At 67.0% G+C, this 11,142-nt stretch carries 15 protein-coding genes; 9 read left to right on the forward strand and 6 right to left on the reverse strand.

All coding sequences use genetic code 11. The annotated features are described in order from the left end of the window. The first annotated feature begins 27 nt into the window (after positions 1-27). The 4 genes from GD628_RS12550 to GD628_RS12565 are packed head-to-tail and all read left to right on the forward strand — an operon-like array spanning position 28 to position 1,834. Positions 28-393, forward strand: coding sequence for an ArsR/SmtB family transcription factor (locus GD628_RS12550; protein ID WP_152274931.1), 366 nt, complete (start codon positions 28-30; stop codon positions 391-393). Continuing rightward, complete coding sequence (locus GD628_RS12555) at positions 390-896, forward strand: SRPBCC family protein (RefSeq protein ID WP_152274932.1); 507 nt, start codon at positions 390-392, stop codon at positions 894-896. The genes GD628_RS12550 and GD628_RS12555 overlap by 4 nt, the downstream gene beginning before the upstream one ends. Continuing rightward, the gene (locus tag GD628_RS12560; protein ID WP_152274933.1) at positions 893-1,372 is read left to right on the forward strand and encodes an SRPBCC family protein; all 480 of its coding nucleotides are present in this window, start codon (positions 893-895) and stop codon (positions 1,370-1,372) included. The genes GD628_RS12555 and GD628_RS12560 overlap by 4 nt, the downstream gene beginning before the upstream one ends. Positions 1,373-1,399: 27 nt before the next feature. Beyond that, positions 1,400-1,834 (forward strand): VOC family protein, encoded by a 435-nt coding sequence (locus tag GD628_RS12565; RefSeq protein ID WP_152274934.1) that lies wholly within the window; start codon positions 1,400-1,402, stop codon positions 1,832-1,834. 31 nt (positions 1,835-1,865) lie between these two features. Here GD628_RS12565 and GD628_RS12570 read toward each other — a convergent pair whose 3' ends face one another. Next, positions 1,866-2,387 carry a TetR/AcrR family transcriptional regulator gene (locus tag GD628_RS12570; protein WP_152274935.1) on the reverse strand — a complete coding sequence of 174 codons (522 nt, stop codon included), beginning with the start codon at positions 2,385-2,387 and terminating at the stop codon, positions 1,866-1,868. A 100-nt stretch (positions 2,388-2,487) separates the two neighbouring features. Here GD628_RS12570 and GD628_RS12575 point away from each other — a divergent pair, with 100 nt between their 5' ends. Then, complete coding sequence (locus GD628_RS12575) at positions 2,488-3,210, forward strand: MBL fold metallo-hydrolase (RefSeq protein ID WP_152274936.1); 723 nt, start codon at positions 2,488-2,490, stop codon at positions 3,208-3,210. Positions 3,211-3,228: 18 nt separating this feature from the next. Here the strand turns inward: GD628_RS12575 and GD628_RS12580 are convergent, their stop codons facing one another. The 3 genes from GD628_RS12580 to GD628_RS12590 all read right to left on the reverse strand — a co-directional run bounded on the left by GD628_RS12580 (position 3,229) and on the right by GD628_RS12590 (position 6,240). Further along, a complete protein-coding gene (locus GD628_RS12580) occupies positions 3,229-4,692 on the reverse strand; it encodes an alpha/beta hydrolase family protein (protein ID WP_193313263.1) in 1,464 nt (487 codons plus the stop codon). Positions 4,693-4,809: 117 nt separating this feature from the next. After that, positions 4,810-5,253, reverse strand: coding sequence for a nucleoside deaminase (locus tag GD628_RS12585; RefSeq protein WP_152274937.1), 444 nt, complete (start codon positions 5,251-5,253; stop codon positions 4,810-4,812). Between the two features lie 90 nt (positions 5,254-5,343). Then, positions 5,344-6,240, reverse strand: a complete 897-nt coding sequence (locus GD628_RS12590) for an LLM class flavin-dependent oxidoreductase (RefSeq protein WP_152274938.1) — start codon at positions 6,238-6,240, stop codon at positions 5,344-5,346. An 89-nt stretch (positions 6,241-6,329) separates the two neighbouring features. On the opposite strand from GD628_RS12590, the gene gluQRS reads away from it, so the two are divergent. Next, positions 6,330-7,247, forward strand: coding sequence for a tRNA glutamyl-Q(34) synthetase GluQRS (gluQRS, locus tag GD628_RS12595; RefSeq protein WP_226802531.1), 918 nt, complete (start codon positions 6,330-6,332; stop codon positions 7,245-7,247). Positions 7,248-7,291: 44 nt separating this feature from the next. Next, on the forward strand, positions 7,292-7,735 hold the full coding sequence (locus GD628_RS12600) for a nitroreductase family deazaflavin-dependent oxidoreductase (RefSeq protein ID WP_091607506.1): 444 nt from the start codon (positions 7,292-7,294) through the stop codon (positions 7,733-7,735). A gap of 52 nt (positions 7,736-7,787) precedes the next feature. Here GD628_RS12600 and GD628_RS12605 read toward each other — a convergent pair whose 3' ends face one another. Both GD628_RS12605 and GD628_RS12610 read right to left on the reverse strand, forming a co-directional pair. Further along, positions 7,788-8,060 carry a hypothetical protein gene (locus GD628_RS12605; protein ID WP_152274940.1) on the reverse strand — a complete coding sequence of 91 codons (273 nt, stop codon included), beginning with the start codon at positions 8,058-8,060 and terminating at the stop codon, positions 7,788-7,790. Between the two features lie 157 nt (positions 8,061-8,217). Further along, positions 8,218-9,120 (reverse strand): GmrSD restriction endonuclease domain-containing protein, encoded by a 903-nt coding sequence (locus GD628_RS12610; RefSeq protein ID WP_152274941.1) that lies wholly within the window; start codon positions 9,118-9,120, stop codon positions 8,218-8,220. 120 nt (positions 9,121-9,240) lie between these two features. Between GD628_RS12610 and ppk2 the strand changes: the two genes are divergently transcribed. Both ppk2 and GD628_RS12620 read left to right on the forward strand, forming a co-directional pair. Further along, positions 9,241-10,257 carry a polyphosphate kinase 2 gene (gene ppk2 / locus GD628_RS12615; protein ID WP_152274942.1) on the forward strand — a complete coding sequence of 339 codons (1,017 nt, stop codon included), beginning with the start codon at positions 9,241-9,243 and terminating at the stop codon, positions 10,255-10,257. 47 nt (positions 10,258-10,304) lie between these two features. Beyond that, positions 10,305-11,051, forward strand: coding sequence for a FadR/GntR family transcriptional regulator (locus GD628_RS12620; protein WP_152274943.1), 747 nt, complete (start codon positions 10,305-10,307; stop codon positions 11,049-11,051). Positions 11,052-11,142: the final 91 nt, after the last annotated feature.

Consider the following 11,142-nt stretch of genomic DNA (forward strand, 5'->3'; position numbering starts at 1 on the left):
AACGTGCGACGCGAACGTTGGCCCCTTATGACTGAAACCCCGGAGGACATCCTGCTGGACAGGGCGTTCCTGGCGCTGGCAGATCCGGCACGCCGCCGGATCATCGCCAGGCTGTCCCGGGGCCCGGCCACGGTCAACGAACTCGCCGAACCCTTCGAAATCAGCAAGCAGGCGGTTTCGAAGCACATCCAGGTCCTCGAGCAGGCACAGCTGGTCACGCGAACCCGTGATGCGCAGCGCCGGCCCGTCCACCTGAACCCCGCACGGCTGGAGGCACTCACTGCCTGGATCGACCGTTACCGGCTGGTCATGGAAGGGCAGTTCCGCGGCCTGGACGCTGTGCTCCACCAACAGGCCGCCACGCGCGGCCGGCAGTCAAAGGACCAACAATGACCAACGCACTGCAGCTCTCCGTACCCGAGGCCGTCCCCTTCATCGACTATTCGCGGGAGATCGATTTCCCCGTCGCGGATGTCTTCCGCGCCCACGCTGACCCGGACCTGGTCAGCCAGTGGCTGGGCCCGCGCGGCATGAAAATGGAAATGGACCACTACGACTTCACCACCGGCGGCACCTATAAGTACACGCATACCGGCCCCGAGGGCATCCCGTACGACTTCACCGGCATCTTCCACACCGTCCGGGAGAACGAGTTCGCCATCCAGACGTTCGAGTTCTCCGGCTATCCCGACGTGGTCAGCCTCGAATTCAACACCTTCGAGGACCTGGGTGACGGCCGCACCCGCATCACCGTGCACGCCGTATATCCCACCCAGGAAGCCCGCGATGGAATGGCCGCCTCCGGCATGGAGGACGGCATGACCGACTCTTACTCCCGGCTGGAGGAACTGCTCGCTTCCCGTGCCGAGACCAGGACTCCGCAGGAGGCGTCATGACCAACGCACTGGAAGTCACCCTTCCCGACGGCGCACCGTACATCGACTATGTCCGCGAGTTCGACTACCGGGCACTGGACGTCTTCCGCGCCCACGTCACGGCGGACTCCTACGCCCAGTGGGTGGGCCCTGACCGCCTGGAGACCCGCATCGATGCCTTCGAGGCCACCCCGGGCGGTTCCTACCGGTTTGTGCAGAGCGACGACGACGGCGAGTACGCGTTCCGCGGCGTCTTCCACAACATCCGCCCGGGCGAGTTCATCCTCCAGACCTTCGAGTACGAGGGGTATCCGGACCAGGCGAGCCTCGATTACCTGCGGTTCGAGGACCTCCCCGGAGGCCGGTCCAGACTCGTTGGCCATTCGGTCTACCCATCGGTCCAGACCCGGGATAGCTTCGTGTCCTCGGGCATGGAATCAGGCATGGCCGCCGGCTACGACAAGCTCGAGCAGCTGCTCGCCTTCGCCACCGCCTGATTCCCTACAACCACCTTGGGAGAAATCATGGATTGGACCCTGGAAGTCATCCGCGTACCGGTCAGCGACCTGGACCGCAGCATCGCGTTCTACTCCGACACGGTGGGATTCGATCTTGACCACCACACCGTCAACGAGCAGATGGCGTTCGCCCAGCTCACCCCGCCGGGTTCGGGCTGCTCGATCGTCATCGGCCATCTGCCCGGTGACGATCCCATGGAGCCCGGATCCCTGAAGGGGCTGCAGCTGGTGGTGCCGGATGCCTATGCGGCACGGGAACAGCTGGTCTCCCGCGGCGTGGCAGCCGGCGAGGTGACGGTGATGGATGAGCGCGACGGCGGCACCCTGTTCGGCTTCTCGGATCCGGACGGCAACACCTGGGTGGTGCAGCAGATCAAGGCCCGTGCGGACCACCCGCTGATCCCCTACAGCGCGCGCCCGCAGCTGGGTGAGGGAATCTAGGCGGCCGGTTGCCGAAAGCGAGCGGGGGGCATCAGTCCGCTAGGGCGGCTGCGACCCGCTCGATTCCGTACTCGAAAGCCTTGTCCAGGTCCCCGCCCAGCCGGAACGCCCCGGCAAGCTCCATGGTGATGAACCCGGTGAGCCACGCCGTCATGAACCGCGCGGCTTCCAGCGCATCGGCGTCGCCCACAGCCTTCCGGGCTGCGGCCAGGACCGGTTCGCTGGCCCTGGCCAGGTCCTCTGCGGATGCCGTTCGCGTCTGGATCAGCCGGAAGCCCTCCGGCCGTTCCCGTGCAAAAGAGCGGTAGGTACGGGCCAGGTCTTCCAGGGTTTCCAGGCCCTGCATCCGTTCCCGCAGGTCTTCGAGCGTGGCAGCAGCGATTCTTCCCAGCAGTGCTTCCCGGTCCTGGACCCGCTTGTACAGCGACGGCGCCCGGACACCCACCCGGGTGGCGACGGCATTCATGGTGACATGGTCCGGCCCACCCTCTTCCAGGGCCTCCCGGCCCGCGGCGACAATGGCTTCGAGGGAGGTTCGCTGCGGCGTTGGCATGGTTCTCCTGGCATTCGTTCGGCTATTGACATTAGCCATCATAGCTAATTAGGTTAGCCATGTAATCCGGACACACCGGACATCCCCCTAGGAGACAGCCATGAAGCTCGCACCCAACCTGCACCGGATCGGCAATGACATAGTTGCCGCCTACCTGGTGGTGGCCGACGGCGGCATCACCGTCGTGGACGCCGGACTCGCCGGGCACTGGCGGAACCTGCAGCGCGAGCTCACCGCCCTGGACGTGACCCTCGAAGACATCCGCGGCGTTGTCCTGACGCACGGCGATTCAGACCACATTGGTTTCGCGGAGCGGCTCCGCCTGCAGACCGGCGTGCCGGTGTACATCCATGCGGCAGATGCTGCGCGGGCACAGGGAACCGAGCGCTACAAGCCGGCGCCGGGCTCTGCTAGCGGCCTGCGGCCGGGCCCCGCGGCACGCTTCCTCGCGTATTCCATGGGAAAGCAGGGCTGGCGCACAAAGTACCTCACCGACGTCGTCCCGGTTGCGGACGGTGACGTGCTGGACCTTCCGGGATCGCCGCGGATCATCGGGCTTCCCGGGCACTCTCCCGGCAGCGTTGCGGTCCACGTCCCCGGGGTGAAGGCCCTGTTCGTTGGGGACGCGCTGACCACCCGGAATGTGCTCACCGGCAGGACTGGGCTGCAGCCCTCACCCTTTACGGACGATCCCGCCCAGGCATTGGAGACCCTGGACCGGCTCACCCCGCTGACGGACGTTGAATGGATCCTGCCCGGCCACGGCACGCCCTGGAACGGCCCGGTCAGCGAACTGGCCGGCGGAGTGCGCGCCGGGGCCTGAGCAGGAACCTATGGTTTGCTAGCGGCCTTTTCCGGGGCCGTGGCCGTGTCCCGGACCATGGTCATGCCCCCTCCCCGGGCCCTCTCCCTTGCCGGGACCGTGTCCGTTCCCCGGGCCCTGGTCCTGATTCCAGGTTCTGTCATTCACGAACTCGGCCGGCTGGTACTTGATGAAGTCCGCGTCTCCCAGCCCGAGCGACTCGGCACGGCGGTCCAGCTGCTTTGGTTCGGCGAGGTTCGCCCAGCGTCCGGTATCCAGCCGTTCATCCATGGCCAGCACGGCCGCCACCCGCTCGGCGTCCGTAAAGGTGCAGTGTCCCGTCCGCTCGACGAAGGACTGCCGGAGCAGCGGCGTCGCCCGTGCTTCCCGGACTGTCTCCTCATACTCCTCCATGTATTCAACCGGAGCCAGGATGTCCGCGAGGGTGTGCATGGTCAGCACCGGGATCTGCAGGTTGCCCTGGGGTGTGGAGGTACGGTCCATCCACTCCAGCGCCTCCTCGTCCGGCGTAATGTCCGCCGTCGTGGTCAGGGCGCGAATGTCCCGCTTCAGATCCAGCCCGGCGGAACGGTAGAGCGCATCCACCTGCTGCCGTTGAGCCGACTGCTGCAGCAGCGCCGCGTAGTCCACGCCCTGGTTCCAGCCGCTGTCCCCGTCCGCGGCGGTAACGATCGAGACGCGGGAGCCCACGACGAACGGAATGGTCTGCAGCAGCCAGTTGTACTGGGCCTCCTGCTGGGCAGCGAAGTCCCGGGATCCGGGAGCCGTGTTCCCGCTGAACCAGGTGGGCGTGTTCATCAATGCTGCGGCGAGCGCTATCCGGGCCCTTCCTTCCGGGGTGGCCTGTGCCTGCTGCACGGCCTGCATCAGTGCAGTGATGGTCACACCGGCTTCTGCCGCTGTACGGAACCCGGTCAGCTGGAGTTCCTGACCGGGCAGCAGCAGCTCCGCGAGCGCATGCACGCCGTCCAGCTGGTAGTTGTTCAGGTTGATGCCGCCACCCAGCAGCCCGCAGGTGCTGACCGCCCCGTCCACGCCGCTGTCCGGCGTTTCGGCGATGAGGCTGCTGACCAGCCCGCCCATGGACGTTCCGAAGGCGATGGTCCGTGCCGGTTCACCGGCCGCGGCGGAGAACGCCGCCAGGGTGTCGAGCTGGTCCTGGACTGCCGTGCCCAGTGCCCAGCCGGCGGTGGCGTACGACGACGCCGCTACCGCGAAGCCGCGGTCCGTCAGGGCCTGCGCGGTCGAGTCGAACCCGGGGTCCCAGGCCGGGTTGTCCGGGCCGGGACGGAACCCGTGACTGTAGAGCACCAGCTTCCCGTTCCAGCCGGCAGGCACCTCCGCTGCCCAGGTGGCTCCGTTGGCCAACGTTCCGCCGAGTTCGGTTACGGGTTCAGCTGTGGTCTCCGCCGCCGTGGCCGTCACCGGTGCTGTCACCAGGGCCAGGGACAGGGTGATCCCCAGGGTTGTTAGTTTTCGCATGCGTTGTTCCGATCCTTCCTGCGCCGTTGCAGTTCTTCGCCCCCGCTGCGGCCATCCTTCACGACGGCGGGAGAACAGGCAAGGAAAACGCAGGTCCGGACCGCAAATCAGCGCCGCCTAGAGCATGCCGATGTCCTCATTCCACAGGGTGGGGTAGTCCGTCATGAACTCCTCCATCAGCAGGACGCAGGCCGGATCATCCAGGACATCCACCTGGATACCGTGCTGGAGCAGCAGGTCCTCGGCTCCGCGGTAGTTGCGGTTCTCACCAATGACGACGCGCGGAATCCGGTACAGCAGGATCGCGCCCGTGCACATCTCGCACGGCGAAAGGGTGGTCACCATCGTCGCCTGCAAGTAGGAGCCGGCAGGGAGCCTGCCTGCATGTTCCAGGCAGTCCATCTCTGCGTGCCGGATGACGCTTCCGAGCTGCTGGCGGCGGTTGTGGCCGGTTGCCACGATGGTGCCGTCGATGAACAGCGCGGCACCTATGGGGATCCCTCCCTCTTCCTTGCCCTTCCGGGCGGCGTTCAGGGCGGGCAACAGCAGCTCCGATGTCATTTCCCCACAGTAGGGCGCTGGGTTCAGGTGCGGAAGGCCCCTGCCCCGGCGAGCGCGTTCGGTTTTGCTCGCCGCCGTTCCCCACGCTGTTCAGCCGCGGGACGCTGCCACCCGTTCCCGAACCGCAGGGGCCACTTCCATACCGAACCTGGCGATACTGGCGGCGTCGTCGGAGGCCAGGATGAATCCTGAGATTCCGTGCCGCAGAGCCATTCCGGTGAGTTCCTCCACCCACTGGTCCACGGGGCCCTGCAGCAGTCCCTTCCTGGTGGGCTCGAAGGAGCCGCTGATGTTCAGCAGCCGGCGCACCGCGGCGGGATCCCTCCCGGCGGAGGCAGCGGCGTCGTCAATCACCGCATTCAGCGGGTCCAGGTCAGCCGGACCGCCGTGCAGGTACCCCAGCGAGGGAAGCCAGCCGTCCGCGGCCACTCCGGTGAGGCGCAGCATGCGCGGCTTATAGGCACCGAGCCAGATGCCGACGTCGTGCGCCGGCGCAGGACCCCGCTTGGCACCGATCACCCGGTGGATCCTGCCGTCCACCCGCAGCGGGGCCGGATCATCCGGGTTCCAGACCCCGCGGATGATCCGCATCGCCTCCGTGAGGCCGGTGACGGCGTCCCCCGGGGACAGCCGCTCACCGCCCGCCGCCACGATCGCGTCCCAGAATGCCCCGGTACCCAGCCCCAGTTCGAGCCGCCCGCCGCTGAGCAGGTCCAGGCTCGCGGCGCTGCGAGCCACCACCACGGGCTGGCGCAGCGGCAGGTTCAGCACGTCCGGCACCAGCCGGATCCGGGACGTGCGTGCCGCGGCATAGGAGAGCAGCGTCCAGGTGTCCAGGAACCTCGGCTGGTACGGGTGGTCCTGGAAGGCGGCCAGGTCCAGTCCGGCCTCCTCCGCAGTAACAGCCAGGTCCACTGCCTGCTGCGCAGGCGCGGCAACGGGAGTGATGAAGGCTCCGAAGAGCAGGTCGCGGCCGTAGTCGGGCATGGTGTGGCTCCTTAGGGAGGCAGTCCGCCGTGGTGCGGTTAGTCTAGTGCCGTGCGCCGATGCGCTCCGGGGTTTGTAGGCTGGAAAGCGTGCCTCCTCTGATCCCCTCCCCGGCCGGTGCCGGCCGCTTCGCCCCGAGCCCGTCCGGCGAACTGCACGTCGGCAACCTTCGGACGGCCCTGCTCGCCTGGTTGTTCGCCCGCAGCACCGGACGCCGCTTCATCCTCCGGGTAGAGGACCTGGACCGCGCCCGGGCCGGAGCTGAGGAAATCCAGCTGCGCGACCTTGCCGCCGTCGGCCTGGACTGGGACGGCGAAGTGATCCGCCAGTCCGACCGGACACCGGTCTATCTCGAAGCCATCGCGCAGCTCCGCGCCGAGGGAAGGGTTTACGAGTGCTTCTGCACCCGCGCGGAGATTTCCGACGCTCCGCGTGCCCCGCACTCTCCGCCCGGCGCCTATCCCGGCACCTGCCGCAATCTCTCCGAAGCTGAACGCGAACGACGGCGGCGCGAACGTCCCCCGGCCCTGCGGCTGCGCGCAGATGTGCAGGAGTACAAGGTGCACGACGTGCTGCACGGGCCGTACACCGGAGTGGTGGATGACCTGGTGCTGCTGCGCAACGACGGCGTGCCGCCCTACAACCTTGCCGTCGTCGTCGACGATGCCGCCCAGGGCATAGACCAGGTGGTCCGCGGGGACGATCTCCTCTCCTCCACACCCCGGCAGGCCTACCTTGCGGCGCTGCTGGGCCTGCCTCCGGTGGAGTATGTCCATGTTCCGCTGGTCCTCTCGGAGAGCGGCAAGCGGCTGGCAAAGCGCGACGGCGCCGTCACCCTGGGCGCGCTGGCGGAACTGGGGATTTCAGCGCCGGAGACGGCGGAGTTGATCCTGACGTCGCTGGGACTGCCCGGCACCCTTCCGGAGGCCCTGAAAGCTTTCGATCCGGCCCGGCTGCCGCTGGAGCCCTGGATCTTTACCCCACCTACGGCGTCGTCCGCGTCCTAGAAGCCTCTGGTGCGCCGCACCGGATTGGGTGTTAACTGGGGCGCATGCCCCTCACCGGTGAGTACGTCCCCAGCACCTCCAAGCGCGCCCGTGACCAGGCGGAGGAAATCGAGTCCTCCGGCGGCACCCGCGGCACCACCCTCGGCGGCCGCCCGGTGGTGCTCCTGACCACCAAGGGTGCCAAGAGCGGCAAGCTGCGCAAGACGCCGCTGATGCGGGTGGAGCACGACGGCGATTACGCGGTGGTCGCATCCATGGGCGGCGCGCCGAAGCACCCCGTCTGGTACTTCAACATCAAGGCACATCCCCACGTGGAGCTGCAGGACGGGCCACAGAAGTGGGACATGACCGCCCGCGAGATTACCGGCGAGGAGAAGGCCACCTGGTGGAAGCGGGCCGTTGAGGCGTACCCGCCGTACGCCGACTACCAGACCAGGACGGACCGGGAGATTCCGGTCTTCGTGCTCGAACGGATGGACGCCGCCTAGCTGCGCGACGGGTACGCGCGAGCTGCGCTCCCGGTGCGCGCTCTTCGACCGGCTACAGCGCGACGGTCCGCGTAAACCACAGCCGGTAGCGGAAGCCACCGATCCGGACCGTAAATACGGGAGCATCAACCTTCGCGCGCCGAGTGCGTCCGACCGTTCCTGCCGTCCGGGGTTTAGGCAGTCCTGCCCGCGTGAGTCCTGCCGTCCGTGCTCCTGCCGTCCGGGGCAGCGTGTCCGCATGGCGGCGCACGTGCCTGGTACGTTCCGCGGACTGCAGCCGTTCTGCGTAGTCCAGCTTCGCCAGTTCTATCTCAAGCAAACCCATGTTCGTCATTCCTTCGCGCTCTATCCGCTGTCTCGCGGAACTGTTTTCACGCTAGGCGGGTCAGGTGAGCCGGACGACGGGCTTCAGGACAGGCTGGGTCCGCGATAAAACGCGATGCGGACACGTTCGGTCCGCATAGGACTCTTGCGGCTTCGGGTCAGGAGGTGCAGCCGACTCCGTCACCGTCGCCGTCGAACTTCGGGTCCCAGCCCGGGTCCCCGGGACGGATGGGCGCTGCCCCCGCGGCCTTGACCGCCGTGCAGTTGGCGTAGACCGGCGTCGGGCTTCCCGGACCTTCGGGCGTATCCGGTACCTCACCAGCGGGAACTGTCCTCGGTGCGGTTCCCTCGCGTGCCGGCACCGGTTCGTCCGGGCAGGTCGCCAGGACTGCGGCAATCGCGTCGTGCTCGGCCTGCGTCATCCAGAGCCGGTACTCGGCCTTCACTGCCGTCTGGCGCGCCACGTATTCACAGCGGAAGGCCTTGTTCGACGGAAGCCAGGTGGCGGCGTCGGAATCCGATTTCGCGCTGTTGGCCGGGCCGTCCGCGGCGAAGAGGTTCAGCGGATCGTTGGCGAGCTGCCGGCGCTCCTCGGCAGTGAGCTGCTGCGCCCCCTTCTGCCACGCGTCCGAGAGCGCCACCACGTGGTCGATCTGCACGGCGGTGCTGGTGGTGTTTCCCCGGACAAAACTGATGACGGTGCCGGTGTAGGGGTCCGCGAAAGTGCCCGTGGCGACCACGCAGTCCTTGGTTCCCGGCTTGAAGGTCTGGTTCGTCAGGTCCCGGGCGAGGATGTCGTTGCGGGTGTCGCAGCCGTTGCGGTCGACGTCGGCCCATGCCGGCCCGAACTCCTCCCTGCTGTAACCGGTTTTCGGCGCCCTGCCCTTGATGGGGATGCTGCCCAGCTGCTCGAGCGCGGTCCCGGCCTGGGCTGGGGTCTGGCCTTGGGCTTCCGACGGCGGTGCGGCCGAGGAGGCGGTATCCTGCGGAACGCAGGCTGTGCCGAAAAGGATCAGCGGGACGGTAACGGCGGAAAGCAGGGCGGAGCGCAGGTATTTCATCGCCGTTAATTATCCGTGCCGTCTCCGGCAATCCCGGCGAGGCTCGCGGGCTGCCCTTCCGCTGCGCCGCGTGCTCCGCGTAGATTCTCAGCAGGACACCACTCTCGCAAGGAGATTCTTATGGCCACGGGCAAGAACGGCTCCCGGTCGGACACGAAGGCTGAGAAAGAACAGGCGGAAGAACCCGCTGGGCGCAATGCCGCGTCCGACGGCGAGGGAGACAGGGTCTCGGTGGCGGAGGACTATGCCGCCGAACTTGATGAGCTCGGCGAACTGGATTCGAAGAACGGCAAAATCCGGGACAAGGCCGACGACGCCTGGCGTCACAACTACCCCTATGACAAGAAGCTCAGCCGCCGCAGCTACGAGCGGCAGAAGCGTCAGCTGCAGATCGAGCTGCTCAAGATGCAGCTGTGGGTGAAAGACACCGGCCAGAAAATGCTCATCATCTTCGAAGGCCGCGACGCCGCCGGCAAGGGCGGTGCCATCAAGCGCTTCAACGAGCACCTGAATCCCCGCGGTTCACGCGTCGTGGCGCTGGAGAAACCCACCGACCAGGAACGCACGCAGTGGTACTTCCAGCGCTACATTTCCCATCTGCCCAGCGGCGGGGAAATCGTGATGATGGACCGCTCCTGGTACAACCGTGCCGGTGTCGAACGCGTCATGAACTACTGCACGCCTGCCCAGTACCTGGAGTTCATGCGGGAGGTTCCCGAGCTGGAGCGCATGCTGGTGAACTCGGGCGTCCTGCTGCGCAAGCTCTGGTTCTCCGTGGGCCGGGCAGAGCAGCTGGCCCGGTTCGCGGCGCGGGAAACGGACCCGGTGAAGCAGTGGAAGCTCTCCCCCACCGACCTAGCCAGCCTGGATAAGTGGGACGACTACACGCAGGCAAAGGAAGCAATGTTTTTCTACACGGACACGGGCGATGCTCCCTGGACCGTGGTGAAGTCAAATGACAAGAAGCGCGCCCGGCTCGAGGCCATGCGTTATGTCCTGGCCAGCGTTGACTATCCCAACAAGGACACGAGCGTTGCCCATGCTCCGGATCCGCTGATCGTGGGGCCCGCTGCGAGCCATTATGAGGAGGGCGAAGAGCCGGATGGATTGTTTCCGGTAGTCAAACCGCAGTCCTGAGCCAGGGTTGCCTAGAATAAAAGGGTGACTGCCACCCCGGAATCCGCATGAGTTCGCGCCTGCATAGCCTCGTCATCGAATCCTTGGGACGGCGGATCGTGTCCGGCGAGCTCAAGGCCGGGGACACGATGCTCTCGGAACAGCTCGAGACAGAGCTCAATGTCTCCCGATCCGTTGCCCGGGAAGCGGTCCGCGTGCTGCAGTCCCTGGGGCTGGTGGAGACCGTCAAGCGGGTGGGCATCCGGGTTCTGCCCGAGACCTCCTGGAACGTGTTCGATCCATATCTTGTCCGCTGGCGCCTTGCAGCGAAGACCGGCAAGGGCGCCCAGCTGCGTTCACTGACCGAGCTGCGTTCCGCCGTCGAACCCGCCGCTGCCGAGCTCGCGGCACAGTACGCGCCGGAGGACATGGCCGCCGAGCTGATGGCCGTTGCTGCCAAGATGCGGGCTGTGGGCCGGGCGGGTGACCTGCAGCAGTTCCTTGAGTTGGACATTCACTACCACGCGCTGGTCCTGGCTGCTTCGGGGAACGAAATGTTTGGACAGATGCAGTCAATGATCGCCGAGGTCCTGCGCGGGCGCACGGACTACGGGCTGATGCCGTCGCGGCCGCATGAGGAAGCGCTGCAGTGGCACGTCGACGTCGCCAACGCCATCCAGGCTGGCAACGCTGATGCTGCGCGCGAGGCGATGGACCAGATCATGCGCCGGACCAAGTCCGAAGTGGAGAGTGTCTGGAGCGACGAGCCTCGTATCTTCACTCCGCCGGAACGGCCGGGGGCTGTGGAGGGGTAGAGCTTTCGAGGGGCGTGGTGCGCCGGCTGGGGCGCGGGGCGGCGCGGCTGCGGCGGCTGGGGCGCGGGGCGGCGCGGCTGCGGCGGCGGCG

The sequence above is a fragment of the Arthrobacter koreensis genome, assembly GCF_009193255.1.
GTDB lineage: Bacteria > Actinomycetota > Actinomycetes > Actinomycetales > Micrococcaceae > Arthrobacter_B > Arthrobacter_B koreensis.

Coding starts and splice junctions, on each gene's coding strand:
- GD628_RS12610 (WP_152274941.1), bottom strand. CDS start 9,120: ATGAAATACCTGCGCTCCGCCCTGCTTTCCGCCGTTACCGTCCCGCTG.
- GD628_RS12575 (WP_152274936.1), top strand. CDS start 2,488: ATGAAGCTCGCACCCAACCTGCACCGGATCGGCAATGACATAGTTGCC.
- GD628_RS12605 (WP_152274940.1), bottom strand. CDS start 8,060: ATGGGTTTGCTTGAGATAGAACTGGCGAAGCTGGACTACGCAGAACGG.
- GD628_RS12560 (WP_152274933.1), top strand. CDS start 893: ATGACCAACGCACTGGAAGTCACCCTTCCCGACGGCGCACCGTACATC.
- GD628_RS12570 (WP_152274935.1), bottom strand. CDS start 2,387: ATGCCAACGCCGCAGCGAACCTCCCTCGAAGCCATTGTCGCCGCGGGC.
- GD628_RS12590 (WP_152274938.1), bottom strand. CDS start 6,240: ATGCCCGACTACGGCCGCGACCTGCTCTTCGGAGCCTTCATCACTCCC.
- GD628_RS12620 (WP_152274943.1), top strand. CDS start 10,305: ATGAGTTCGCGCCTGCATAGCCTCGTCATCGAATCCTTGGGACGGCGG.
- GD628_RS12580 (WP_193313263.1), bottom strand. CDS start 4,692: ATGCGAAAACTAACAACCCTGGGGATCACCCTGTCCCTGGCCCTGGTG.
- GD628_RS12565 (WP_152274934.1), top strand. CDS start 1,400: ATGGATTGGACCCTGGAAGTCATCCGCGTACCGGTCAGCGACCTGGAC.
- GD628_RS12600 (WP_091607506.1), top strand. CDS start 7,292: ATGCCCCTCACCGGTGAGTACGTCCCCAGCACCTCCAAGCGCGCCCGT.
- GD628_RS12585 (WP_152274937.1), bottom strand. CDS start 5,253: ATGACATCGGAGCTGCTGTTGCCCGCCCTGAACGCCGCCCGGAAGGGC.
- ppk2 (WP_152274942.1), top strand. CDS start 9,241: ATGGCCACGGGCAAGAACGGCTCCCGGTCGGACACGAAGGCTGAGAAA.
- GD628_RS12555 (WP_152274932.1), top strand. CDS start 390: ATGACCAACGCACTGCAGCTCTCCGTACCCGAGGCCGTCCCCTTCATC.
- GD628_RS12550 (WP_152274931.1), top strand. CDS start 28: ATGACTGAAACCCCGGAGGACATCCTGCTGGACAGGGCGTTCCTGGCG.